Annotated in this window: 18 protein-coding genes and 1 pseudogene; 9 read left to right on the top strand and 10 right to left on the bottom strand. The window is 63.2% G+C overall.

Annotation, left to right across the window (positions count from 1 at the left end):
• Positions 1–84: 84 nt before the first annotated feature.
• The 7 genes from HX821_RS05120 to hflK (HX821_RS05150) form a co-directional block, all read right to left on the bottom strand.
• Complete coding sequence (locus HX821_RS05120) at positions 85–870, bottom strand: DNA-binding domain-containing protein (protein WP_177035372.1); 786 nt, start codon at positions 868–870, stop codon at positions 85–87.
• On the bottom strand, positions 861–1,706 hold the full coding sequence (locus tag HX821_RS05125; protein ID WP_003213501.1) for a DUF692 domain-containing protein: 846 nt from the start codon (positions 1,704–1,706) through the stop codon (positions 861–863). The genes HX821_RS05120 and HX821_RS05125 overlap by 10 nt, the downstream gene beginning before the upstream one ends.
• Positions 1,707–1,773: 67 nt before the next feature.
• Positions 1,774–2,025 carry a hypothetical protein gene (locus HX821_RS05130; protein WP_003213503.1) on the bottom strand — a complete coding sequence of 84 codons (252 nt, stop codon included), beginning with the start codon at positions 2,023–2,025 and terminating at the stop codon, positions 1,774–1,776.
• A gap of 107 nt (positions 2,026–2,132) precedes the next feature.
• The gene (locus HX821_RS05135; protein ID WP_003213505.1) at positions 2,133–4,028 is read right to left on the bottom strand and encodes a cation-translocating P-type ATPase; all 1,896 of its coding nucleotides are present in this window, start codon (positions 4,026–4,028) and stop codon (positions 2,133–2,135) included.
• Positions 4,025–5,059: a protease modulator HflK gene (gene hflK, locus HX821_RS05140; RefSeq protein WP_003213508.1), complete on the bottom strand. Its 1,035-nt coding sequence runs from the start codon at positions 5,057–5,059 to the stop codon at positions 4,025–4,027. Before hflK (HX821_RS05140) ends, HX821_RS05135 begins: the two co-directional genes overlap by 4 nt.
• On the bottom strand, positions 5,056–6,054 hold the full coding sequence (gene hflC, locus HX821_RS05145) for a protease modulator HflC (protein WP_161635746.1): 999 nt from the start codon (positions 6,052–6,054) through the stop codon (positions 5,056–5,058). Before hflC ends, hflK (HX821_RS05140) begins: the two co-directional genes overlap by 4 nt.
• 9 nt (positions 6,055–6,063) lie before the next feature.
• Positions 6,064–7,995, bottom strand: coding sequence for a protease modulator HflK (hflK, locus tag HX821_RS05150; protein ID WP_177022408.1), 1,932 nt, complete (start codon positions 7,993–7,995; stop codon positions 6,064–6,066).
• Positions 7,996–8,179: 184 nt separating this feature from the next.
• Here hflK (HX821_RS05150) and HX821_RS05155 point away from each other — a divergent pair, with 184 nt between their 5' ends.
• From HX821_RS05155 to HX821_RS05180, 6 genes and pseudogenes are all read left to right on the top strand, one after another.
• Entirely contained in the window at positions 8,180–8,803 is a 624-nt protein-coding gene (locus HX821_RS05155) for a CDP-alcohol phosphatidyltransferase family protein (protein WP_102370198.1), read from the top strand.
• A 10-nt stretch (positions 8,804–8,813) separates the two neighbouring features.
• A pseudogene (locus HX821_RS05160) lies at positions 8,814–10,556 on the top strand (bifunctional alpha/beta hydrolase/class I SAM-dependent methyltransferase).
• 3 nt (positions 10,557–10,559) lie between these two features.
• Positions 10,560–11,858 (top strand): phosphatase PAP2/dual specificity phosphatase family protein, encoded by a 1,299-nt coding sequence (locus HX821_RS05165; protein WP_177022410.1) that lies wholly within the window; start codon positions 10,560–10,562, stop codon positions 11,856–11,858.
• Positions 11,848–12,291 carry a hypothetical protein gene (locus HX821_RS05170; RefSeq protein ID WP_003213520.1) on the top strand — a complete coding sequence of 148 codons (444 nt, stop codon included), beginning with the start codon at positions 11,848–11,850 and terminating at the stop codon, positions 12,289–12,291. Before HX821_RS05165 ends, HX821_RS05170 begins: the two co-directional genes overlap by 11 nt.
• Before the next feature lie 9 nt (positions 12,292–12,300).
• A complete protein-coding gene (locus HX821_RS05175) occupies positions 12,301–12,921 on the top strand; it encodes a 1-acyl-sn-glycerol-3-phosphate acyltransferase (protein ID WP_003213522.1) in 621 nt (206 codons plus the stop codon).
• 1 nt (position 12,922) lies between these two features.
• On the top strand, positions 12,923–13,855 hold the full coding sequence (locus HX821_RS05180) for a phosphatidate cytidylyltransferase (protein ID WP_063033761.1): 933 nt from the start codon (positions 12,923–12,925) through the stop codon (positions 13,853–13,855).
• A 173-nt stretch (positions 13,856–14,028) separates the two neighbouring features.
• Here HX821_RS05180 and HX821_RS05185 read toward each other — a convergent pair whose 3' ends face one another.
• Positions 14,029–14,502, bottom strand: a complete 474-nt coding sequence (locus tag HX821_RS05185) for an Lrp/AsnC family transcriptional regulator (protein WP_032899927.1) — start codon at positions 14,500–14,502, stop codon at positions 14,029–14,031.
• Between the two features lie 145 nt (positions 14,503–14,647).
• On the opposite strand from HX821_RS05185, the gene HX821_RS05190 reads away from it, so the two are divergent.
• The 3 genes from HX821_RS05190 (at position 14,648) to pbpC (ending at position 23,478) form a co-directional block, all read left to right on the top strand.
• Positions 14,648–15,277, top strand: coding sequence for a LysE family translocator (locus tag HX821_RS05190; RefSeq protein WP_177035373.1), 630 nt, complete (start codon positions 14,648–14,650; stop codon positions 15,275–15,277).
• A gap of 79 nt (positions 15,278–15,356) precedes the next feature.
• Positions 15,357–21,200 (top strand): alpha-2-macroglobulin, encoded by a 5,844-nt coding sequence (locus HX821_RS05195; RefSeq protein WP_177020331.1) that lies wholly within the window; start codon positions 15,357–15,359, stop codon positions 21,198–21,200.
• A complete protein-coding gene (gene pbpC / locus HX821_RS05200) occupies positions 21,181–23,478 on the top strand; it encodes a penicillin-binding protein 1C (RefSeq protein WP_177035374.1) in 2,298 nt (765 codons plus the stop codon). The genes HX821_RS05195 and pbpC overlap by 20 nt, the downstream gene beginning before the upstream one ends.
• On the opposite strand, the gene HX821_RS05205 is transcribed toward pbpC, so the two are convergent.
• The gene (locus tag HX821_RS05205) at positions 23,479–24,645 is read right to left on the bottom strand and encodes a hypothetical protein (RefSeq protein WP_177035375.1); all 1,167 of its coding nucleotides are present in this window, start codon (positions 24,643–24,645) and stop codon (positions 23,479–23,481) included.
• Positions 24,642–25,223, bottom strand: a complete 582-nt coding sequence (locus tag HX821_RS05210; RefSeq protein WP_177035376.1) for a LemA family protein — start codon at positions 25,221–25,223, stop codon at positions 24,642–24,644. The genes HX821_RS05205 and HX821_RS05210 overlap by 4 nt, the downstream gene beginning before the upstream one ends.
• Positions 25,224–25,226 lie beyond the last annotated feature (3 nt).

The following is a 25,226-nucleotide window of genomic DNA, read 5'->3' on the forward strand; positions in this document are numbered from 1 at the left end:
TAGTCCCCCCTTGTTTCAGACGTCTGAAATGAGGGTAGACCATCCACGGAAAAATTAGCAGGCTATCGAAACAATAGCGCCTTTCTATGGTGCCCGCCGCTGGAGCAAACCCTCCTGGACCCACTGTTTCAGCCAGGTAACCGCTTGCAATGGCGCGCCCTCCTGGTAAGTGACTGCCAACTCGGCACACAGTTCGGAAAAACTCCAACCGTTGGCGACCATGCCTGTCAGCGCGCTGGCTTGCGCCGGTTCAACGCTGCGGTATTGGCAGACATTCTGATGGCGCCAGACCAGGCACACCTGCGCCAACGGCAGGGCTTCGCTGCCGGGAAAGTCCCACTCGCCCTTGCTCGCACGCCAGATGCCCAGGCTGTTGAAATCACACAGCACCTGCTGCACCGAGGGCACCAACTGCACCTGCAGCCCTGGCCAGTCTTCGGGCGGCAGCGTTGCCATGTCTTGCAGGGTCAACGGCTCGCCCTGCGGTGCATCAAAGGCCAGGGTGAATGCCCACTCGAGCCGCGCCAGCTCGGCAGGCGCCAAACCTTGCTCGCCATAATGCTCAACGATAAACCCGGGGAACCGCTCGCCAAACCAGCGCAGGCTGTAATGGGCCGAGGGATAACGGCAGATATAGGCCGAACCCAACGCTGCAAACTCCTCGTCCCCCAGCCAATACCAGACGGCGCTGAAGTCATCGCGCAGCACCTCCTGCAATCGGGCGTGATAGGCGTTGTGGTAAATCGCCAGGCCCGTCTCGACATCCAGGGTCGGACCGCCGATCAAGGTGGCGCTGAAGCTGTTGCTGGCAGTGAAAGACTCGGCCAGCAAATGCCGCTCAAAGGCCAATTGCCAATCGATCAGGCGCATAACGCTCTCCTGTCCAGCGCGCTCGCGCCCAGTTCGCGGGCCTTGTTCAACTCGTCGAGCAGCTCCTGGAAAGGCGGGAAATGGTCATCGCGTTCGAGCAAGGTCGAGACTGGCCCGAGGTGCTCCAGGGTCCGCTGATACAGCGCCCACACCGGATCGCATACCGGATGGTCATGGGTGTCGATCACGTAGTCGCCGTAATCCATATGCCCGGCCAGGTGCAGTTGGCGGATGCTTTCGGGCGGCAGGTTGCGGATAAATTCCCAGGCGTCGAACCCGTGATTGCGCGAGCTGACGTAGACGTTATTCACGTCCAGCAGCAACTGGCAGCCGGTGAGATGGGTCAGGGCGTTGAGAAATTCCCATTCGGTAAACTCATCCGCCTTGGAGCGCACGTAGCTGGAGACGTTTTCCAGCACGAAAGGACGCTGCAACACATCCTGCACCTGCCGTACGCGAGCGGCGACGTGGTACAGGCTTTCTTCGGTGTAGGGCAGCGGCAGCAAGTCATGCAACTGGTGCGCGTTGCCACGGCTCCAGCACAGGTGATCGGAAATCCACGCCGGCCGGATGCGCTCGGAGAGCTGCTTGAGTTGTTTCAGGTAATCGGTATCGAGGGCATGGGGCCCGCCGATAGACAGGGACACGCCATGCATCACCAGGGGATAACGCTCGGCTATCGCATCCAGGTAGTACAAAGCCTTGCCGCCCTGCACCAGATAATTCTCGGAGATCACTTCGAACCAATCCACGGCCGGCGATTGTTCAAGGATCTGCTGGTAGTACTCGCTGCGTAAACCCAGGCCGTAACCCAGACTCGGAAGGGAAGCGGACATAAAAACACTCCTGGGGAAAGTGTCCGCAGCGGAGGGGGTGCCCGCTGCGGTTGCACTCGGTTGTCGGTTATTCGCCGACTTTGCCGCCTTTCTGGTCGCACATCGCCTTGCTCATCGACAGGAAGCCCTGGCCTTTGCAAGAACCCATGCCTTTGCAGGCGTGGTCTTTGGTTTTGCAGTCGTTCTGGCCTTTGCAGGCGTTGACGCCATAGCAATGGACCTGGGCGTCTGCTGCCTGTACCTGAGTGGCAACACCGGCAAACATGCCAGCAGCGGCGATAGCGAGGGCGGCACCAGCAGCAGCGGATTTGATGTTCATTGTGTATTCCTCATGATCGGTAGTGGAGCCGGTCTGAACGGATTGTTCAGTCTCGACATAGCACTAGAGTGAGGTCCCCCCATGGCGTTACAGCGCGACTGAAAAATTTATTCCTCGAGTTTCAATAGCGGCTCCTGGAACCGCAACAAACGCCCCGCATTGCCCAGCACCAGCAGCGTACTGAGGTTGTGCAGCACCGCCGCAATCATCGCTCCCGCCGCGCCCAGCCAGCCAAATGCGGCGAACACCACGATGGCCAGCGTCCAGCCCAGGCCGATGATCACGTTGACCTGCAGCGTGTGCCGGCACTGGCGGCTCAAGCGTACGCACGTGCCCAGGCGCCGCAGGTCGCTGCCGATCAGCACCACGTCCGCCGATGCCAGCGCGATATCCGCCCCGCCCGCGCCCATCGCCACACCGACCACACCCGCCTTGAGCGCCAGGGAATCGTTGATCCCGTCGCCCACCACCATCGGCCGGAAACCGCTGCCGATTTCCCCCAGCACGCGATTGAGTTTGTCCTCCGGCAACGCCTGGGCTTCGACGTCGCTGATGCCCACTTCCAACGCCAGGCTGTCGGCCACGCTCTGGCGGTCGCCGGTCAGCAGCAGTTGGCGCCCCAGGCCCAATTCACGCAGCTCTTTCATCGCCTGGCGCGCTTCAGGTTTCACGCTGTCCGCCAGCAACAGCCAGGCAAGGAACTGCCCGTTCAACGCAAGCCCGGCAATCGGGCCGTCGTGATTGGGGACCGCCGTGGTCGTGATGCCCAGTTGCTCAAACAATTCCGGCCGGCCGAGGGCGGCTTCGCCCTGCCCGGTCTGGGCGACCACACCGAGGCCCTGCCGCTCGCGAATATCCGACAACACCAGCATGTGTTCCTGAGTCGCCAGCCCCGCCAACGCCCGGCTGACCGGGTGGCTGCTGGCCGAGCCGAGGCTGGCCGCCAGATTGAGCAGTGCTTGCCGATCCGGCTCGCGGGTGTCGATGGACTGCAAACGCAGGGTGCCAAACGTCAGGGTGCCGGTCTTGTCGACCACCAGGGACGTCAGGTCCGCCAGCTCTTCGAGAAACGCCGAGCTGCGAATCAGAATGCCGTGACGCGCCGCCACCGCAATGCCCGCAATTGCCGTGGCCGGCGCCGACAACACCAAAGCACACGGGCACGCCGCCACCAGCACCGCGAGCATCGCCTGGGCGTCATTGGTGACAAACCAGGTGACCGCCGCCAGCAACAACACCAGCACCATGTAGCTGCCGGCGTAGCGCTCCAGCAATCGGGTGATCGGCGGCTTGGAACGTTCGGCGCTCTGCATCAGGGCGATGACTTTACCCAGCGTCGACTCATTGCCGGTGCGGGTCACTTCCAGGCGCAGCAAACCGTCGAGGTTGATCGCGCCACCAAACACCTGCACGCCGATACTCGCTTCCAGCGGCACCGATTCACCGGTAATTGGCGCGGTGTCCAGGCTGGCCTGGCCCGAAAGCACCACGCCGTCGGCGGGCACGCGGTCACCGGCGCGCACTTCGACGATATCGCCGGTCTTCAGGATGCCGTTGTCCACTTCCAGGATCGTCCCGTCCGCCTGCACCAACCGTGCGTGGCTACGGGTCAGCTTGCCCAGGGCATGAATCGCTTCCTGGGAGCCGATGACGCTGCGCTCTTCCAGCACATGGCCGAAGATCATGATGATCGGCAGCAGCGCGGCGGTCAGCAGGTCACCGGTAGCCCAGGCGCCGAGCATCGCCAGCGCAATGAGTTGGTCGGTGATGCCATGCAAACTTGGATACCGCAGGCTGTACCAGGCCGAGCGCATCACGGGCACGGCCACCAGCAATGAGGCGACGCCCAACAGCAGTTGGCTCACGCCGGTCTGGTCCGGCGCCAGCCAGCGCCATACCAGGCCCAGGCTGAGCAGGCCCAGGGCGAGCATCGCCAGGGTCAGTTGCCGGGCGGCGCTGCGTTGTTCGGCCGATGAGAGCATCGGGGCTGCGTGGGCGGTCATTGTTCGGCTCCCTGAATGATCAGGCGGGAATCGTCTTTAGGGTCAACCGTGGTCACGGAGCCGGCCTGCCCGAGAATCTTCGGCAGGCGTTCGCGGTAGAGGCGCAGCAACAGGCCTGGGTCTTGGACCTGGGCCAGGCTGGCGACGGTAGCGGTTTGCGCCTGGGCGTTGGACAGCCGTTCGCTGGCCTGGGCGTGAGCCACTTGCACGGCGCGGTCGGCGTCCTGGTTGGCGGTCTGGGTAAGTTTTTCGGCGTCGGTGCGCGCATTGGCCACCGCCTTGTCGGCTTGCTGGCTGGCGGTCAGCACTGCGTTGAAGGCATTGACCGCCGGGCCCGGCAAGCTCGATTGCACGTCGACCCGGGTGACTTCGATGCCCAGGCCAAGGCCGGTGGACGCCAGGTCAGCCAGGCGTTGATTGATGCCGCGCACCAGGTCGCCACGCAGCCGTTCGCGGCGTTCGGCGGCCTGGTTGTCGGCGCCGATCAACTCGGGGCGCGCCACCAGAATCGTATCCAGATCCCGCGCCGCAGTCAGCACCACGGCGCTGCGAGTGACCAGTCGATCCAGCGCGGGTAGCACGTGATCGCCCTGCAACACAAACGCGTAGGGCTCGGTGACCTTGTAGAAGACCCGCACATCCAGTTGCACCACGCCGGCATCGCCGGTCAGCAGGTAACCGGAGCCGGCCAGGGCATCGCTCAGCGGTGTGGCAAAACTGGCCACGCGATCGGCTTGGGTGGCCGCATCGGAACGCAGCAGGTTTTCCACCCGGCGCTCGATCACCCGGTCCGCGGCGGGCAACAGCACCACTTGCTCGAACGGACGCGGCCAGGCCAGCAGCAGCCCGGCATTCTGGATCCGGTCCAGCGCACCGAAGTGCAACACCACGGCGCGGTTCTGCGGGTCGATCTGGCGCACGTTGGAAAACGCCCACGCCAGCGCGGCCAATACCGTCACCGCATACAGCGCCAGGAACGTCAGCCGTCCAGCCTGGATCCACGGGCTGTCGAGGCTTTCCCGCTCACTCATGGCTGGACATCCTTCGGCCCATCCACCAGCGCGCGGAAAGGCGCGGCATCGGTTCGCAGGATGATCTTGGTGCCCGGCGTGACCACTGTGCCAAGGGTGTCGAGGGAACGCAGCAGGTTATACAGCTGCGGATTGCCGGCGTAGGCACGGCCATAAATCTGCGCGGCTTCGACCCGGGATTGCGCTTCGATGTCGGCGGCTTTCACCGTGGCGTCGGCCTGGACGATCCGCGCATCACGCTCGGCGGCCGAACGGATCTGCGCCGCTTCACGCTTGCCCACGGCGGTTCGTTCCGTGGCGATGGTCTCGCGCTCGGCGCGCATGCGGTCGACGGTGGCGGCGAGGGTCACCGAGGGCAAGGTCAGCCGTTCGACACCCACCTGCACCACACGCACGCCATAGGTGGTGAGCAATTGTTGATCAATCTGCTGGCGCAACTGCGCTTCAAAATCGGCAATGCGCACCTGGCTGGCATCGGTGTTCACCAGGTTGGCCAGGTCGAAACTGGCGGCGGTGGTTTCCAGCGCCGAGCCGACAAAGGTGCGAATCTGCCGCGCCGCTTCATCCGGCTGGTTCTGCACCGCACGCATAAAGCGCTGCACGTTGTCGGGGTCGCCCTGCACCTGCCAGGCCACGTAGGCTTGCACGATGATCCGCAGGCCATCGCGGGTGCCCACATCCTGCAAACCGCTGGAGGTGGTGCGCAGGCGCAGGTCCACCGGAATCGCCGCCTCGAACGGCGCCGGCCAGCGCCAGCCCAGGCCCGGCTCCAGCAATACCCGCGACGGGTTGCCGAAGCGAGTAATCACCGTGGCTTCACCGGAACGCACCTGCACCAGGCTCGCCGCGGCGACCGCGAACAGCACGAGCAATACCGCCCAGCCCATACGCCGCCAGGGGAACGGGCCGGCTTCGTGTTCATCGCCATGATGGTGATGATGGTGGCCGTGGTGGTGACCATGGCCTGCGTGATCGTGAGAATGAGCGCTCAACAGATGAACTCCTTATTGAACGGCTTTACGCGGCACCGCAGGGTCGGCCGGTAAGGTAAAGGAACGCAGATCGATGGTCGGTGCGCCACTGGCGCCCAGGCGATGATCAAGAATGAGTAACTTGGCGTGAGCCAGGCCCTGGCTCAGTTGGCTCAGGTACTGCTCCAGCACGAACGCCTGGCCGGCTTGTTGATAGGCCTTTTGTTCGGCGCTGAAACGCAGGTCTGCTGCCTGGGCGCCGGCGCTGACTTCATGGGCCGTGGCCTGGGCCTGGTCGCGGGCGGTACTGGCTTGCAGCAACGCCTGGTTGGTCTGCTCACTGGCAGCGCCGCGCTCCCGGGAAATCAGCGCCTGGGCGCCGATCTGCGCAGCTTGCACCGCGTGGTAGGCATTCGCCGCACCGGAGGGCGGGTGAATGGCTTCCACCACGGTGGCGAGAATTTCCACGCCGCTGTCGAGTTTCTTCAGGTCCGCTTGCACCGCCTGGCCAATTTCATCGGCGAGGCTGTTGCGTTCCTCACCCAGCAATTCATCAAGGGTTCGCGAGGCAAACTCGTGCACCAGGATGCGGCTGGCGGTGCTGCGGATCAGCGTGGGCACATCGGCGCTGTTATAGGTGGCGGCGAGTGCGGCCTGGTCGGTCAAGCCGATGCGGTACACAAAGCGCACGTCCATATTGACGATCTGGAAGCTCTGCTTGTCGCCGCTGCTGCTGGCGATCACCTGGGATTTGTCATTCACATGGCTGGCGTCCCACAGGCGGTTGGCGATCAGCGGCGCCGGGCCCTCGGCCGGAGCGACGTCGGTGTTTGCCGCTTCGCCAACGCTGGTGGCCAGCTCATGGACCACGCCGTTTTCCACGTTCAGTACGCGACCCAGCGGCCACGGCAAACCGGCATGCAGGCCAGGCCCGAAGACCTCCACCGGCTTGCCAAAGCGTTCATAGATCCCACGGCTTTGCAGGGCGACTTCATGCACGCCGGTCAGCAACCAGCCTACGGCCAGCACCACCACCAGCACTGGCAGGAATGCCCGGCGCATATAGGTGAAGGCCCAGATCTGCCGCAGGTCGATGCCGAAACGGTTGTGCAGTTCGTGCTGCAAGGCGAGCAACGGTTGCGGCGGCCAGCGCAGCATCCCGGCGATAAAACTTTGCGCCATCAGGCGCGGTTCAAGCCGCTCCTGGCGCGGGCTGAACAACGACAGCAGGCCTCTTAGCAGAAACTCCAGCGCCACCAGGGCCGGCAACAGGCCGATCAACACGGCCAGGCGCAATGGCCACACGGATTCTTCACCGGCAAACAGCAGACAAATCGCACTGATCACCAGGCAAATAATCGCCACCCGGCTCAGTTGCGCGAGTTGCGCGGCTTCCGGCCATTGGGCGGTGCTTTCCTGGGCCATGCGCCGTTCAAACACCAGCAAGCCGAATGCCAGTGCCAAGGCAATGGCGGCGCCCACACTGGCAGCCTGGCCCAGCGCCGCGGCGGGCAAGGTCAAGCTCCAGAATTCCAGAACGCTGAAGAATGCCAGCAACGACCAGCCGCACAGCCAGAACACCGGTGCGCCAATTTGCACCAGCAAGCCGTTACCGACGCGACCGAACTGCCGGTTTAGCCAGCCAGGTTCTTCTTGTGGCAGCGGCGGTTCGATCAGCCGTGCAGCCGGCTCCTCCAGCGCCATGGCCCGCCAATCCGCGACCCACCACGCCGATTGCAAGCCAGCCACCAGCACCAGCAACGCCGAGGCGCAGTTGATCAGCACCACCGGCCAGATCGACAGCGGGGCGAACAGCGCCACAAACAGCGCCAGCATCCAGCCGCCGACCGCCAGCACCGTCAGGCCAATGCCGGCCTGCCTTAACCGGCGGGCATGAAACAACCCCTGCTGAAAACGCGGCAGCCCTTCGATGGCCACGTCATCAGCGTCTAGATCCACTCGCATCCCCAAACGCCCACCCAGAAACAATTAGTTACTCTATAACCCGAAGCGTGAAATTTTTGTTTGGTTTCACACAGATAGTGACGAAAGCCCCAGAAACACGAGCCATCACTGGTTTCAGCGGTGATAAATCGGCACACTCCCCAGAGTTTTTCGCGGGCTTACGGACAAGGAAGCGTCACTCCCCATGATTTCGATCTATCAGCTTAAACCGCGTTTTCAGAACCTGCTGCGCCCGCTGGTGCAGCGCCTCTACGACAACGGCACCACCGCCAACCAGATCACCGTGCTGGCCGGGGTGGTTTCTCTGCTGGTGGGATTGCTGATTGCCGGCTTCGCACAACATGTGTGGCTGTTTGCGCTGATCCCGCTGTGGATGATCCTGCGCATGGCCCTCAATGCCATCGACGGCATGCTCGCCCGGGAATTCGGCCAGCAGTCGCGACTCGGCGCCTACCTCAATGAACTGTGCGACGTGATCGCCGACAGCGCACTGATCCTGCCGTTTGCGCTGATCCCCGAGGTCAGCCTGGCGCCGGTGTTGCTGGTGACGCTGCTGGCGGTGTTCAGCGAATACGCCGGCGTGCTCGGGCCGATGGTCGGGGCCTCGCGGCGCTACGACGGCCCGATGGGCAAGAGCGATCGGGCGTTTGTGCTCGGGGTGCTGGCCACCGGCGTGGCGCTGGGTTGGCTGGGTGCCGGTTGGGTCGATGCGGTGATGTGGCTGGTCGCGGCGTTGCTGGCCTACACCCTGGTCAACCGTGTGCGCCAAGGCTTGAAAGAAGAAACGAACACCTCCCCTTCTGCATAAGGATTTTGCGATGCGTGAACAGCAAGAGCACACCTTCAGCACCCATGACGGGGTGGAGCTTTTCTACCGTCATTGGCCCGCCACCGCACCCGCGGGCTTTGCGCCGCGCAAGGCGATCTTGCTGTTCCATCGCGGCCACGAGCATTCCGGTCGTATCGCCCACCTGGTGGACGAGCTGAACCTGCCGGAGTTCGACTTCTTCGCCTGGGACGCCCGTGGCCACGGCCAATCCCCCGGCGCGCGCGGCGACAGCCCGAGCTTCGCCACCAGCGCGCGGGATGTGCAGACCTTCGTTGACCATATCGGCGCCACCTACAACATTGAGGAAGAAAACCTCGCGGTGATCGCCCAAAGCGTCGGCGCGGTGATCGCGGCCACTTGGGTGCACGACTACGCGCCGAAGATTCGCTCGCTGGTACTCGCCTCCCCCGCATTCAAGGTCAAGCTCTACGTGCCCTTCGCCCGGCCGGGCCTGGCGTTGATGCGCAAGTTTCGCGGCAACTTTTTCGTCAACAGCTACGTCAAGGCCAAGTTCCTGAGCCATGACCCGGAGCGCGTGGCGTCCTACGACAGTGATCCGCTGATCACCAAAGCCATTTCCGTGAATGTGCTGCTGGGCCTGTACGAAGCGGCCGACCGGGTTGTAGCCGATGCCCAGGCAATTCAGGTACCGACCCAACTGCTGATCTCCGGCTCGGACTTTGTGGTGCACCGCAAACCCCAGCAGCAGTTTTTCGACCGCCTCGGCAGCTTGAAGAAAGAGCTGCACATCCTCCCCGGCTTCTTCCACGACACCCTCGGTGAACGTGATCGTGCCGTGGCCTTGAGCAGCGCCCGGCGCTTTATCCTGCAGAACTTCGAACACCCGCTGGACCGCGCCAACTTGCTGGACGCCGACAAGATCGGCCTGACCTGCGCCGAATCCGAGTCCCTCGCCGCGCCGTTGCCACGCAACTCCCTGCGCGACCTGTACTGGCGCATGACCCGCGCCAGCATGGGCCTGGGCAGCAAACTGTCGGATGGCGTGAAGCTCGGTTTCGACACCGGCTTCGACTCCGGCAGCACCCTGGACTACGTATACCGCAACAAACCCACCGGCAAAGGCGGGCTGGGGCGGATGATCGACACCAACTACCTGAACTCCATCGGCTGGCGCGGTATTCGTCAGCGCAAGTTGAACGTGGAAGAGCTGCTGCGCCTGGCGATGGCCAAGCAGCGGTAAGTGCGCATCGTCGACATCGCCGCCGGGCATGGTCGGTACATACTGGAAGCCTTGCAGGGCGTTTCGCCGTTGCCGGAATCGATCCTGCTGCGGGACTACAGCGACATCAACGTGCGCGACGGTGGCGCGCTGATTCGTGAAAAAGGGCTGGGAGATATCGCCCAGTTCGTCAAAGGCGATGCGTTTGACCGGGCGGACCTTGCGGCGCTGGAACCCAAGCCGACGCTGGCGGTGGTGTCCGGGCTATATGAACTGTTCGCGGATAACGCGATGGTCGGTGGCTCGCTCGCGGGCTTGGCCGAAGCCGTGGAGCCCGGTGGTTATCTGGTGTACACCGGCCAACCGTGGCACCCGCAACTGGAACTTATCGCCCGCGCCCTCACCAGCCACCGCCAGGGCCAGGCCTGGGTAATGCGCCGACGCAGCCAGGCGGAAATGGATCAACTGGTGGCAGCCGCCGGTTTCCGCAAGATCACCCAGCGTGTGGATGAGTGGGGGATTTTCAGCGTGTCCCTGGCACAGCGAGTCTGACCCATGCGTGAACCGGGCCTGTTAAAACCGGCGGTGCTGTGGCTGCTGCTGTTGGCGCCGCTGTTTTTCAGCACCTACGGCTTTGCCACGTGGGTCACCAGCCAGCGCAGCGACGTGGGCACGATGGTGTTCGGCTGGGAAACCCATATCCCGTTCTGGGCCTGGACCATCGTGCCCTACTGGTCGATCGACCTGCTCTACGGTTTCTCCCTGCTACTGCCAAGCACCCGCCATGAACTGAAACAACATGCCTTGCGCCTGCTGACGGCCCAAGTGATTGCCGTCACCTGCTTCCTGATCTGGCCCTTGCGCTTCACCTTTGAAAGGCCGGCGCTGGACGGCGTGTTTGGCTGGCTGTTTGCGGTACTCGCCGGGTTCGACAAGCCGTTCAACCAGGCGCCGTCATTGCACATCGCGCTGCTGGTGGTGCTATGGATAATGTATCAGCGGCATAGCCAGGGCCTGTGGCGCTGGCTGGTGCATGGCTGGTTCGCGTTGATCGGCCTTTCGGTGCTGACCACTTATCAACATCACTTTATTGACTTACCCACAGGCGCCCTCGCCGGCTGGCTGTGCGTGTGGCTGTGGCCGCTGGAACATCCGAGCCCGCTGCTGAATGCCCAGCTTACCAGGGACCGCCAGCGTTGGCGGCTGGGGCTGCGCTATGGCTTCGGGTCGCTGGTGTGTTTGATCCTGGCGTTTTCCCTTGGCGGCGGCTGGTTGTGGCTGCTTTGGCCGGCGGTATCCCTTGGCTTGATGAAGGCGAATTACCTGGTACTGGGCGTTGCAGGATTTCAGAAACGCGCCGACGGACGACTCACTCCGGCGGCGCGCTGGTTGTTGGCGCCTTATCTGGTGGCCGCCTGGATCAATTCCCGCCTGTGGACACGTAGACATCCACAGCCCGATCAGGTTGTGGATAACGTTTGGCTGGGGCGAATTCCCACCAGCGGTGAGCTGGGATCATTCAAGGCGGTGGTCGATCTGTGCGCCGAATTGCCGATTAATCCACAGGGTCGCGCCTACTACAGCCTGCCAGTGCTCGACCTGACGGCGCCCACTGCAGCGCAATGCGTGGAAGCCGCCCAAGCGATAGAGCGGCTACGCTCAGCCGGACCCTTGCTGGTGTGCTGCGCCCTCGGTTACTCACGCAGCGCCACCGCCGTGGCTGCATGGCTGCTACATACCGGGCGCGCAGGCAATGTCGACGAGGCGGTGGCTATTATTCGTACAGCACGCCCACGTGTGGTCCTGCATTCCGCGCACCGTGAAGCCCTGGAGGGTTTAGCCCATGCCCGCTGATATGGAATTACAGGTCGTCGCCAGCCTGCTGCGGCGGGGCCGTTCCCTGGATCAGTTATCCACAGGCCTGACCCTGCTCGGCGTACTGTTCGGCCTCGCTCAACTGCTGATGGCCAGCATCACGCCGGTCTGCCTGATCCTCAGCCTGTGGATGATTGTGCTCGGGCTGCTGGAAAAATATTGGGCGTTGCGGGTGGCCTTCGACGCCGACCTGTTCGCCCTGCTCGCCCGCGACACCGACCGCACGCCCGACTTCGACCAGGCCATGCAAACCCTTGGCCTGCAATCCGCCAAACGCGCAGGCCGCCCCTGGACCGAGCGCCGTCGCGGCGCCCTGAAACTGTTGCGCAAGCAAGCCTACCTGCTGGCGGCGCAAGTGCTGCTGACCGTGGCCGTCATCCTGGCCAGCCCCTGGCTGCCCTTCGCCGGATAAGGAATCCCCATGTTCGAACCCGTGGTCGCCACCCTGATTACCTCCATGGCCCGCACCGTCACCGGCGCCCGCAGCCTGTGGCTTGGCTGCGCGCCGGTGCCGGTGCAACGCATCTACTACGCCAACCACAGCAGCCACGGCGATTTCGTGCTGCTGTGGGCCTCGTTGCCGCAGAACCTGCGTAAATTCACCCGCCCGGTGGCCGGCAGCGACTACTGGAACACCAGCGCCCTGCGCCGCTACATCATCAACCGGGTGTTCAACGGCGTGCTGATCGACCGCGAGCGCAAGGACCCTGTGGATAACCCTCTGGCGCCGATGCTTCAGGCCCTGGAAAACGGCGACTCGCTGATCATCTTTCCCGAGGGCACGCGCAACCTGGAAGACGGCCTGTTGCCGTTCAAAAGCGGGCTGTATCACCTGGCCAAGAGTTATCCACAAGCCGAATTGATCCCGGTGTGGATCGCCAACCTCAACCGGGTCATGCCCAAGGGCCGTGTGCTGCCGCTGCCCTTACTGTGCACCACCAGCTTCGGCGCACCGCTGCAACTGGAGGACGGCGAAGACAAGGCGCTGTTCCTCGCCCGCACCCGCGACGCCTTGCTCGCCCTTGCCCCGGAGCATTCCTGAGATGGATAGCCAAACCCTGATGTTGTTCGGCGGGATCGGCGCGATCCTCGTGCTCGCCTCGCTGATCGGCCTGATCCTCAAACTGCGCACCCGTGGCACACCCAACGCGGTGATCGACAACCTCAACGCCCGCATCAATGCGTGGTGGGTGATGGTGGTGGTGATCGGCGTGGCGTTCTGGCTCGGCACCGGCGCGGTGATCCTGCTGTTTTACGCCGTGTCGTTCTATGCCCTGCGGGAATTCCTCACACTCACGCCGACCCGGCGAAGCGATTACCCGGCGCTGGTGGCGGCCTTCTACCTGGCGCTGCCACTGCAATACCTGCTGATCTACTTCGACTGGTACGGGCTGTTCTCGATCTTCATCCCGGTGTACGTGTTCCTGCTGTTGCCGATCCTCGCGTCACTGGGCGGCGACAGTACGCACTTCCTGGAACGGGCATCGAAGGTGCAATGGGGGCTGATGATCGCGGTGTTCTGTGTGTCCTTCGTGCCGGCGCTGCTGACCCTGGATATCGTCGGCTACGAAGGCCGCAACCTGCTGCTGATTGCCTACCTGGTGATCGTGGTGCAACTGTCGGACGTGTTGCAGTACGTGTGCGGCAAGCTGTTCGGCAAACACAAGATCGCGCCCAACTTGTCGCCGTCTAAAACCGTGGAAGGGTTTGTCGGCGGGATTCTGCTGTCGTCGCTGATTGGCGCGGCGCTGTGGTGGACCACGCCGTTCAATCCCTGGCAGTCGTTCCTGATAGCGCTGCTGATCAACCTGCTGGGGTTTGCGGGCGGGATTGTGATGTCGGCGATCAAGCGCGACCGGGGCGTGAAGGATTGGGGGCACATGATCGAGGGCCACGGCGGGATGCTGGATCGGCTGGATTCAGTGTGTTTTGCCGCGCCGATCTTCTTTCATCTCGTGCGCTACTGGTGGACCTGACGACCACCTTCCTCCCCAAATCCACACAACCCCAGTGGCGAGGGAGCTTGCTCCCGCTAGAGTGCGCAGCGCTCCCAGGATTTTGGGGCCGCTACGCAGCCCAGCGGGAGCAAGCTCCCTCGCCACAACCAGCATTCTTATCTGATCGTTCCCACGCTCTGCGTGGGAACGATCTAGCCGGGAAGGTGACTCAGCGGCAATGCCCCGGGCGTCTTCACCGTCTGAATCGCGAAGTTGCTGCGGATATCACTCACCCCCGGCAACTTCAACAAGCTCCCGGTCAGGAACCGTTCATACCCGCGCAAGTCCGGCACCACCACTTGCAGCAGGAAATCCGACTCCCCCGACACCAGAAACGCCGAAATCACCTGGGGCAGCGCCGTCACCGCCAACCGAAACGCCTCCGCCTGTTCGTCGTTATGCCGCTCCACTTTCACCCCGACAAACACCGTCAGCCCCAACCCGACTTCATCCCGGTCCAGGCTTGCCTGATAACCACGAATCACCCCGGCCTCTTCCAGCAGCCGCACACGCCGCAAGCAGGGCGAGGCCGACAGGCCAATCTCGTCCGCCAGTTGCACGTTGCTCAGCCGGCCATCCCGTTGCAGGGCTTCAAGAATCTTGCGGTCAAATGCGTCCAGCTTCAGATTTGGCATAAGTGAAATGTTTCGCCCGAAAAAAGTGGCAGATTGTGCCAAGACTAGACGCTTTTCCATCTGACTACGCAAGCACCTGCCCCGGCCTTCGCCCCTAAAATTGCCCTACGAATCACCTACCGCAAGGGGCAGGCACATGGCAGAACTCTGGTTGTTTTTAGTCGCGTTGGCAGTGGTGTACCTGCTGCCCGGCCCGGACATGATCCTGCTGCTGCAAACCGGCGCCCGCCAGGGCAAGGCGATGGCACTGGCAACCGCAGGCGGCTTGGGCCTGGCGCGAGCCTGCCACGTGGCGCTGGCGGGGATGGGCCTGGCGACCCTGTTCAAGGTCGCACCCTGGACCTTCGATGTGGTGCGCCTGGGCGGTGCGGCGTATCTGCTGTGGATCGGCGTGCAGTGCCTGCGCTCAAACCTGCTGCCCAACCTGAACGCCGAGCACAGCACGGCACCGGCGCATGCCTGGCGCGAAGCCTTCCAGCGGGGGTTGCTGACCAACCTGCTCAACCCCAAGGCGCTGCTGTTCTGCTCCGTGCTGCTGCCGCAATTCATTGATCCACATGGCACATCGGTGACGGCGCAGTTTGCGCTGTTGGGGGCGATTCTGGTGGCGGTCGGCCTGGGATTCGACAGTTGCTATGGATTGGCCGGCGCAAGAATCGGCCGCTGGCTGGAACGCAGCCCGTCCGCCCAGCGCCTTCAGCAATGGCTGTTTGGCAGTCTTTTGATCGGTTTTGCGATACGCCTCACCTTCGTACAGCAAGCCTGAGCTTTGCGGCGCATTTGCCGTCATCTTTTGTATCAAAGAGACGTGTAAGATACGCGACACATTGCCAGGGATGCTCACCATGTTTGATTCGTTAAAAGCGACCAGCCGCCGTTTTTTCGGGGCCTTGATCTCAGTGGTGAGTGTTCTGTTCAGCGCCGTTCGATGGCTGGCGCGCAGCCTGTTCGGCCAGTGGCAGCCGCCGCGCTGGCTGCAAGCCACAGGCAACGGCCTGGTCAACGTCGGCCACAAGGCCCGGGCTTATCCGCGCCAGGCTGCGGGCGGCGCGCTGGCCCTGGTACTCGTGCTGGCCGCGGGCTTTTACGGCTGGCACTGGTATTCCCACCTGCCTCAGCCCCACACCGTGGGTTATTCGCTGCACAAGCCCAACCTGACGGATTACACCCAGCCGCAGCCGGTTGTGGATAACTTGCAGGTGCGCTTCGCCGAATCAGTGGCCCCGCTGGAAGCCATCGGCAAGCCGGTCACCGAAGGCATCACCCTCAAGCCTGCCATCGCCGGCGCCTGGCGCTGGGCGGATGACCGCAGCCTGGTGTTCACCCCGGAAAAAGACTGGCCCGTCGACGCCCACTACACTATCGACCTGGCCAAGAAAACCCTGTTGGCCGACGGCGTACTGCTCAGCCAATACACCAGCCAATTCTCCACCCAGCCGTTCCGCGCCACCTTGACGCAAAACGAGCTGTACCAGGACCCGAGCAACCCGACGCAGAAACAGCTGGTAGCGACCTTCCACTTTTCCCACCCGGTAGACGAAGACAGCGTACGCAAACGTGCCTCGGTCACCCTCGGCAAAGGCTTGGCCTACCGCGATGCGCAACTGCCCAATCGCCCGGAAATCACCTTCGACGAACACAAGCTCAACGCCTTTGTGCGCTCTGCCGCCCTGGCCACCCCACTGGAAAGCACCCCGGTCAGCGCCAAGCTCGATGAAGGCCTCAAGGCCCGTGATGGCGGCAATCCCAGCTCGGCACCGCTGGTGGCCGAAGTCACCGTGCCCGGCCGCTATCGCCTGACCTTTACCGGCGCCGAAGTCAGCTTTGTCGACAACGAGCGCGGCGAACCCGAGCCGGTGTTGATGTTCAGCAGTTCCAGCGCCGTGGCCGACGAGACCATCGCCAACAAGGTGCAGGCCTGGATGCTGCCGGAAAAAGCCGAGGACGATACCCGCCCCTGGAACCTGCAAGACATCGACGACAAACTGCTGGCCAGCAGCACCAAGGTCAAGCTGACCCACGTGCCGAGCGTCGAACCGCTGAATACCCTGCACGCCTTCAAGTTCAAGGCCCCGCCGGGCCGCGCCCTGTATGTGCGGGTGCCGGCCAACCTGGAAGCCATCGGCGGCTACCTGGCGAAAAATCCGACAGCCTCTCTCGTGAGCATGCCGGCTTATCCACGCACGCTGCAGTTCCTGTCCGACGGCGCCCTGCTCAGCCTCACCGGCGAAAAACGCCTGGGCTTCATGGCCCGTGGCGTACCCGGCGCCCATGTGGAAATCGCGCGCCTGCTGCCCAACCAGTTGCAACACCTGGTGGACCAGAGCAGCGGCAGCTTTGCCCGACCGAATTTTGCCAATGACTACTTCGACCGGATGGTGGAGCGTCAGAGCCTGGACATTCCGCTGTCGGCTGGCGACCCGTCGAAAACCGTCTACGACAACGTCGACCTGAGCAACTACCTCACGGCCAACGGCGGCCGCCGGGGGATTTTTGTGCTCAAGCTGAGCCCGCAGGACGACCCGGCTGATCGCACCTTCGACTACTCGCGCAACACCACCAGCGACCTGCGTTTCATCGTGGTCACCGACTTGGGCATCATCGCCAAGCGCTCCAGCGATGGCAGCCACGATGTGTACGTGCAGTCCATCGGCAACGGCTCGCCGGTGTCCGACGCCCAGGTCGATATCATCGGCCGCAACGGTTTGCCGGTCGCCAGCGGCCATACCGACGCCGAAGGTCACGCGCACTTCGCCAAGCTGGATGAACTGCGCCGTGAGAAAACGCCGTTGATGTATGTGGTCAGTCGCGGCAATGACCAATCCTTCCTGCCGATTGCCCGTCAGTCGCAACAGCTGGATTTGTCACGCTTTGATGTAGGCGGCCTGGAAGAGGACGGTGCGATCAATCGCCTCAGCGCCTACCTGTTTACCGATCGCGGCCTGTACCGGCCCGGCGAGACCGCGCACCTGGGCATGATCGTGCGCAGCGGCGACTGGAAAGGCGCCCTGCAAGGCCTGCCGGTTGAGTTGCAGATCACCGACCCCCGTGGCCTTGAGGTGATTCGCCAGCCGTTGAAACTGTCGGCCAGCGGTTTTGAAACCTTCGATTTCCCAAGCAGCGAAGTAGCGCCATCCGGCGATTACACCGCGACCCTGCAACTGATCGGTGAGAAGCAGCGTCGTACCGACCTGGGCAGCGTCAGCTTCAAGGTCCGCGACTTTGAACCGGACCGGATGAAAGTCAGCCTGAGCCTGCACGATACACCGGTGCTGGGCTGGATCCCGCCGGACCAGGTGGTGGCCAAGGTCACCGCGATGCACTTGTTCGGCGCTCCGGCGGCGGGTCGTCGCGTCACGGCGAAAATGTCCCTGAGCCCCACGCTCGCGGCCTTTGATCGCTACCCGGATTACCGCTTCCGCCTGAATGACTCGCTGGAAGAAGCCAGCTCCGAAGACCTGGCCGAAACCACCGTCGACGACAATGGCCAGGCGGTGCTGGACCTGAACCTGCAACGCTTCGCCAACAGCACCTATCGCCTGCAAGTGATGACCCAGGTGTACGAAGCCGAAGGCGGTCGCAACGTCGCCGCACAAAGCGCATTGCTAGTGTCGGCGGCGCCGTACCTGGTGGGTGTGAAGAGCAAGGATTCGCTGTCTTTCGTCGCCAAGGACGCCCCGCGTGAAGTGCAATGGCTGGCCGTGGCGCCAGACCTTACGCCAGTCGCAGTCGACGGCCTGACCAGTGAAGTGGTCGAGCACCGCTACGTCTCGGTGCTGGTGAAGCAATCCAACGGCACCTACAAATACGAGTCGCGCATCAAGAACATCAGCCAGCCGGCCTCGCCGCTGGTGATGACCAAGGACGGCGCCAAGCAAACCCTGAACACCGGCACCCCGGGCGATTTCACCCTGCAACTCAAGGACGCCAACGGCAACCTGCTGAACCAGATCGACTACAGCGTCGCCGGCCGGGGCAACACCTCGCGCTCCCTGGAGCGCAACGCCGAACTGCAACTGCGCCTGGATAAACGCAGCTACGCCACCGGTGATGAGATCGCCATCAGCATTCGCGCGCCGTACACCGGCGCCGGGTTGATCACCATCGAGCGGGACAAGGTCTACACCCAGCAGTGGTTCAAGGCCGACAGCACCAACAGCGTGCAACACATCCGCGTTCCTGCGGGGCTTGAGGGCAATGCCTACGTCAACGTGCAGTTCGTACGGGACATTGGTTCGTCCGAGGTCTACATGAGCCCGCTGTCCTACGGCGTAGTGCCGTTCAGCATCAACCTCGACGCGCGGCGCATGGCGCTGAAAGTCGAAGGCCCGGCGAAGATCGAGCCGGGGCAGACCCTGGATATCAAGGTCAACGCCGACCGCCCTGGCCGCGCAGTGGTCTACGCGGTGGACGAAGGCATCCTGCAAGTGGCGCGCTACCAGACGCCGGACCCGTTGGGCTTCTTCTTCCAGAAGCGTGCACTGGAGGTCGGCACCAGTCAGATCCTTGACCTGATCCTGCCGGAATTCAGCCGCCTGCTCAGTGGGGCAGCGCCGGGTGGCGATACGGAAGGCGCCCTGGCCAACCACCTCAACCCGTTCAAGCGTAAACATCAGCCGCCTGTGGCCTGGTGGTCTGGCCTGGTGGACTTGCCGGCCGGTGAAACTGTGCTGCACTACCAGGTTCCGGACAGCTTCAATGGCAAGCTGCATCTGTTTGCGGTGGCCGTGGACAGCGACAGCGTGGGCGTCAGCGAGGCCAACACCGAAGTGCGCGGGCCGCTGGTGATCACGCCGAACGTGCCGGCCTTTGTCGCACCGGGGGATGTGTTCAGCGTCAGCGCCGGGGTGTTCAGCAACCTGGACGCGGCGGCGGACGTGAAGTTTGAAGTGCAGACCAGCGATGGCCTGCAGGTGCAAGGCGACAAGGCCAGCACCCTGGCCCTGCAACCGCGCAAGGAGGGTGTTGCCGAGTTCAAGATCAAGGTTGGGGAAACCCTAGGCTCGGCCGACTTGCGCTTCGTCGCGGTGCTGCCGGATGGCAAGCGTATCCAGGTGGCGGAAACCACTTCGATCCGACCCTTGAGCGAGCATCGGGTGGCCCTGAGCCTGGGCCGTTTCGACAGCGCCAGCAAAGAGCTGAAACCGACCCGCGAGCTGTTCAGCCAGTTGCGCGATGTGCAGTTGGGCGTCGCCGCTTCGCCGCTGGTATGGGCCAACGGCCTCAAGCATTACCTGGATGACTATGGCTACGCCTGCACCGAGCAATTGGTGTCCAAGGCCATGCCGGCGTTGATCTGGGGTGGTAACGCGCCGGAGGCCGAGCAGGCTTTCAGCGGTGCGGTGCGCATGCTGCGTCAACGGCAGAACCAGGCCGGCGGTTTCGGCTTGTGGGCGGCCAACCCGGATGTGGCGCCGTATGCCAGCCTGTACGCCACCGACTTCCTGATCGAAGCCAGGGAGCGCGGGCTGCCGGTGCCGGAAGACCTGCTGCAACGTTCCAACGCGTACCTCACCGACCTGGCCAACGGCCCGAGCGAAGGCCTGTCGGAATTGCGCAACCGCGCCTACGCCAGTTACCTCCTGAGCCGTCAGGGGATTCTGGTGAGCGGCGCCTTGAGCGATATCCGCGAGCGCTACGAAAGCTACTTCAAGGACACCTGGCAGAACGACATTGGCGCGGCGTACCTGGCTGCCAGCTACAAGCTGCTCAAGCAGGATCGTCAGGCCGATACCTTGTTCCGCAAGGTGCCGTGGCTTTCCCTGTCGGATAAATGGAACAGCGACGGCCTGTATTACGACCCGCTGGTGCACGACGCCGAGCACCTGCATTTGCTCGCGCGGCACTTCCCGGAAATGCTCGACGATGTGCCGACAAGCCTGCTGGACAAACTCGGCAAGCGTCTCAACGAGCAACGCTACAACTCGCTGTCGGCGGCACTGTTGCTGCGGGCCCTGGACAATTACGGCCAGCGCGCCCAAAGCGACATGACCCTCAAGGCCACCGCATGGCTCAGCGACAAGCAGCAACAGTTGTTGCAGATGGCCGGCCAACCGCCACGTGCGGCGGTGCCTGCCGGTACGCAAAAACTGCAGATGGAAAAATCCGACGGCCCGGCGGCGTTCTACATGCTGAGCGAAGCGGGCTATGACAAGGGCGCCAACCTCAAGCCGATCAACAGCGGCCTGGAAATCATCCACGAATACCTCGACCTCAAAGGCAATCCAGTCAGCAAGGTCGCGGTAGGCGATGAGTTCCTGGTGCGCCTGCGCTTGCGCGCCACCGACCGTGATCAGGTGCAACAAGTGGCGGTGGTCGACCTGCTGCCGGGCGGCGTCGAGCCTGTGTATAACTTGCCGCCGGAGCCGGAAGCGGCCAGCACCGAGGAAAGCGAAGGCGACGATTCGGAGTACGTTGAAACCGGCGAAGACACCGAAGAAGCCGACGCCTGGCAGGCGCCGATTGGCGAGACCGATTTGAGCAACTGGCAACCGGACTACGTCGACGTGCGTGATGACCGAGTGGTGTTGTACGGCACCGCGCTGCGGGATGTAGGCACCTTCGTGTACCGCGTGCGCGCCACCAACGCCGGTACCTTCAATACGCCACCGGCCTACGCCGAGGGCATGTACGAAACCACCCTGCAAGGACGCGGCAAAGTAGGCCAGCTTGAAATTACCAAGCCTTAAAAGCCTGACGCCGCTGTTGGCAGCGGCGTTGATTCTGGCGGGGCTACGGTTGTGGCCCCACGCGCCGCTGGAACAGGCAGCCACCTCCTCACGGGTGGTGCTGGCCGATGACGGTTCGCTGCTGCGCATGACCCTGGCGGCTGACGGGCAATATCGCCTGTGGCTTCCCCTGGAACGGATTTCTCCGTCACTGGTTGAGGCGTTGCTGCTCAAGGAAGACCGCAATTTCTACTGGCACCCGGGGATCAATCCCCCGGCGTTATTGCGGGCGGCCATGGCCACCTATAGCGGCGGCCAGCGTCAGGGCGGTTCGACCCTGAGCATGCAACTGGCCAGGCGCTTGTGGGATCTCAATACTCGCCAAGTGCCCGGCAAGCTGCAGCAGATGGCCCTGGCACTGTGGCTGGAGGCGCGTTACAGCAAGCACGACATCCTTGAGGCCTACCTCAACCTGGCGCCCATGGGCGGCAATATCGAAGGTGCCGAAGCGGCCAGCCGGATCTATTTTGGCAAGTCAGCGGCGCAGTTGTCCTTGTCTGAAGCCCTCGCGCTGGCCGTGATTCCCCAGCAACCGGGTCGTCGGGCGCGCTTTGGGCCTTCCCTGCAAACCGCCCGGCAACGGCTGATGGCCGACTGGCGGGAAACTTATCCACAGGACCCGCGTAACGACAGTTTGCTGGACCTGCCGCTGGAAGCCCGCAACCGCCAGCAGATCCCGTTTCTCGCGCCGCACCTGAGCGAACAGTTGCTGGCCTCGCAAACCGGCAATGAGTTGAACAGCACCCTCAACCTGGCGCTGCAACAATTGCTGGAACGGCTGATCACCGGCTTCATCGCCGAGCGCCGCAGCAGCGGTGTGGAAAACGCCACGGCGATCCTGATCGACAGCCGCGACCAGAGCGTAAAAGCCCTGGTGGGCTCGGCAGACTACTTATCCACAAGCATCCACGGCCAGGTCAACGGCGTGTTGTCGCGGCGCTCGCCGGGCTCCACCCTCAAGCCATTCCTGTATGGGCTGGCGCTGGACCAAGGGGTGATCCACCCCATGAGCATCCTCAAGGACATGCCGAGTAACTTCGGCTACTTCCAGCCGGAAAATTTCGACGGTAGTTTTGTCGGTCCGGTGACAGCCCGCGACGCGCTGATTCGCAGCCGCAATATTCCGGCGGTGTGGCTGGCCAGCCAAACCCGCTCTCCGTCACTCTACGGATTGCTGCAAAGGGCCGGGATCAAGGGCCTGCGCGGCGAAAGCCATTACGGCTTGGCGCTGGCCTTGGGCGGCGGCGAGATGACGCCCGAGGAGCTGGCGCGGCTGTATGTGATGCTGGCTGGTGACGGGCATTTGCGGCCGCTGCGCTATTTGCAGGAACAGCCGCAAACCACTGGCGCCCAGCTACTCACGCCGCAGGCCGCGTTTATGGTGCGCGACATGCTGCGGCGCAACCCGCGCCCGGACGGGCTGCCGGGGCGCCACTGGCGTACGGCCTGGAAGACCGGCACGTCCTGGGGTTTTCATGATGCATGGAGCGCCGGCCTCGTAGGCCCGTACGTGCTGGTGGTGTGGGTGGGCAACTTCGATGGGCGTCCGAATCCTGAGTTTATCGGTGCGAAAACTGCGGCACCGCTGTTCTTCCGTATCGCCGACGCCCTGCCGCTGGCCTTGCCCAATGTGGTGATCAAACCCGACAAGCCGCCCGCCGGGCTGATCCGCATCGACGTCTGCGCGGCCTCTGGTGACTTGCCCAACCGTTGGTGCCCACGTACCCGCAAGACCTGGTACATCCCCGGCGTGTCACCGATTCGGGTGTCCAACCTGCACCGCCCGGTGCTGATCGACACCCGCACCGGCAAGGCCGCGTGCCCGCCGTTCGACCCGCAGTACACCCGTGAAGAAGTCTTCGAGTTCTGGCCCAGCGATGTGCAGCGGCTGTTCCGCGCCGCAGGGCTGCCCCGGCGTACGCCGCCCAATGTGCAGAAAAGCTGCCAACCCAACCATGTCGGCGATCAAAGCGAAGCGCCACAGATTCGCTCGCCGCTGACCCAGGTCAGCTACCACCTGCGCCTGTCCCAGCCCCAGGAAAGCATCCCGCTGAACGCCAATGCGGCCAGTGATGCACTGACGCTGTATTGGTTCGCCGACCAAACCCTGATCGGCCAGGGCCCGCCGCAAACCACGCTGAACTGGCGGCCGGGTAAGTCGGGGGAGTACCGGTTGCGGGTGACTGACGATCAGGGCCGCAGCGCCAGCCGAGGCTTGAAGGTTGAGTTTGTACCCTGATCAGGCGTCCTCGTCGCTTAAACCGGCAGTGCCGGCATCTTTTGCGAAATGCTTGTACGCCACCCCTAGCTTGCGTTGCTCAAAGATCGAAAACACCAGGGTGCCCAGCAGAATCATCATCCACACCAGGAACACCTTCATGGTGTCCACCTGGGCCACCACGAGCAGCAAGGTCACTACGCCGCCAATCACCATGCCCAGGCCCATCCAGGCGCCCAGCACGCGGCCTACCGCCAGGCGCATGCCCGTGGGCAGCAAGAGCCGCAGCGCGAGCAACACCACAAACATCGTCAGCAAGAAGCCAAACGCGGCCATGAAAGGAATCACGAAGCCATTGTCACGGTACAACCAGGCCAGAAACCGATAGGCGGGATTCAGCTCTGCCATTTGCTGGTAGGTGGCGGGGCCCGGCAAATGCAGTTGGGCAAAATGTTCCGGCGTCATGGCCATGATGCCGACGCCGATCAAACCCACCACCACCGCGTAGAAACCACCGGCGCGCCACAGCGGCGCCAGCACACGGCGGTTTTCCACCTCCTTGGTCTCGGCCAGGCCGAAGACCGCGTCAGGTTGCCGGCCCTGGGCAATCACCGTCTTGCCCGCACGCTCGCAGGCGTCGCCAATCAGCATCACCTGCATATCGTGGGTGAGGAGCAGTTCGCCCTGGCGGCGGGAGCTGCTGATCCATTCATGGTCGTCAGGGCGCTTCTTGCCGAACAGGTCGATACCCTCGGCAATCACTGTCACTTCACCGGTGGCGTCCTGCAGGCGGAAGTCATTGCAGCGAGCCTCGGCCGAGACCTGGCTCCAGCTCCAATCGCCATCCTTGTCTTTGGTGCCTTCTTCGATGACCCACACGTAACCCGCGCAAGGCTTGCCGTGGACCGGGGAGATCAGGGGCGTGTCGACGATCACCTTGCCGTTCACTTCCACCAGCCCCATGGCCAATGAGCGTATCTGGCTGGTGGCCAGGCGCTGTTCGGTGCGATAGAAATTGGGGCCGAAGCTGGCCAGCAGCCCGATCAGGATGCACACAGGAAAAAACAGCGCCACCAGGATCGTCGGGGCGTAGACCATCAGGCCAATAAAGCCGGCGAGAAAGGCCAGTGCCACCAGGGTTTTCCACGCTGGTTTTTTTGTGACAACCCCTGCCTGGGTGGTTTTCATGCCCCCGGCACCTCAAGCTTCACGCCGTCGTAGCGGATTTCTTCGGCGCTGATGGCCAGCAGCGGAATGCGCTGATAGCCGAGCATCTTGGCGAAGAACAGATCAGGAAAAATCGCGATGGCGATGTTGTAGAGGTTGACCGACTCATTGAAGAACTCGCGACGGTCGGCGATGCGTTCCTCCACTGCCGAGATCGCCTGCTGCAACTCGACCATGTTGGGGCCGGAGATCAGCGTCGGATAATTCTCGGCCACTGCAATCACCGACTTGAGCGCCGTATTGAGCTGGTTGGAGGCATCGACTTTATCGGTGAGGCTGCTGGCGTTGAGGTACGCGGTGCGGGCGTCGCTGAGGCGGGTGAACAGCGCGTTCTCATGGTTCATGGCGGTTTGCACCACGCGCATCAGGTCGGGAATCTGGTCTGCCCGCTGCTTGAGCAGCACGTCGATGTTGGCGAAGGCTTTATCCACATCGTTGCGGCGCATCACCAGGCCGTTGTAGACCCCCACCAGCCAGCCGACCAGGCCGACGACAATGATCAGCACGACGATACCGGCGATCAGCAGTTCGATGTTCATGGC

The organism is Pseudomonas sp. B6001 (genome assembly GCF_013386015.1).
In the GTDB taxonomy this organism is placed as follows: domain Bacteria; phylum Pseudomonadota; class Gammaproteobacteria; order Pseudomonadales; family Pseudomonadaceae; genus Aquipseudomonas.

What these genes read in the sequence shown, in the direction of transcription:
- hflK (WP_177022408.1), bottom strand. Translation starts at nt 7,995, where the DNA reads ATGCGAGTGGATCTAGACGCTGATGACGTGGCCATCGAAGGGCTGCCG.
- HX821_RS05205 (WP_177035375.1), bottom strand. Translation starts at nt 24,645, where the DNA reads ATGAAAACCACCCAGGCAGGGGTTGTCACAAAAAAACCAGCGTGGAAA.
- HX821_RS05135 (WP_003213505.1), bottom strand. Translation starts at nt 4,028, where the DNA reads ATGACCGCCCACGCAGCCCCGATGCTCTCATCGGCCGAACAACGCAGC.
- HX821_RS05130 (WP_003213503.1), bottom strand. Translation starts at nt 2,025, where the DNA reads ATGAACATCAAATCCGCTGCTGCTGGTGCCGCCCTCGCTATCGCCGCT.
- HX821_RS05125 (WP_003213501.1), bottom strand. Translation starts at nt 1,706, where the DNA reads ATGTCCGCTTCCCTTCCGAGTCTGGGTTACGGCCTGGGTTTACGCAGC.
- HX821_RS05210 (WP_177035376.1), bottom strand. Translation starts at nt 25,223, where the DNA reads ATGAACATCGAACTGCTGATCGCCGGTATCGTCGTGCTGATCATTGTC.
- HX821_RS05120 (WP_177035372.1), bottom strand. Translation starts at nt 870, where the DNA reads ATGCGCCTGATCGATTGGCAATTGGCCTTTGAGCGGCATTTGCTGGCC.
- HX821_RS05155 (WP_102370198.1), top strand. Translation starts at nt 8,180, where the DNA reads ATGATTTCGATCTATCAGCTTAAACCGCGTTTTCAGAACCTGCTGCGC.
- HX821_RS05165 (WP_177022410.1), top strand. Translation starts at nt 10,560, where the DNA reads ATGCGTGAACCGGGCCTGTTAAAACCGGCGGTGCTGTGGCTGCTGCTG.
- HX821_RS05175 (WP_003213522.1), top strand. Translation starts at nt 12,301, where the DNA reads ATGTTCGAACCCGTGGTCGCCACCCTGATTACCTCCATGGCCCGCACC.
- hflK (WP_003213508.1), bottom strand. Translation starts at nt 5,059, where the DNA reads ATGAGTGAGCGGGAAAGCCTCGACAGCCCGTGGATCCAGGCTGGACGG.
- HX821_RS05170 (WP_003213520.1), top strand. Translation starts at nt 11,848, where the DNA reads ATGCCCGCTGATATGGAATTACAGGTCGTCGCCAGCCTGCTGCGGCGG.
- HX821_RS05180 (WP_063033761.1), top strand. Translation starts at nt 12,923, where the DNA reads ATGGATAGCCAAACCCTGATGTTGTTCGGCGGGATCGGCGCGATCCTC.
- HX821_RS05195 (WP_177020331.1), top strand. Translation starts at nt 15,357, where the DNA reads ATGTTTGATTCGTTAAAAGCGACCAGCCGCCGTTTTTTCGGGGCCTTG.
- HX821_RS05190 (WP_177035373.1), top strand. Translation starts at nt 14,648, where the DNA reads ATGGCAGAACTCTGGTTGTTTTTAGTCGCGTTGGCAGTGGTGTACCTG.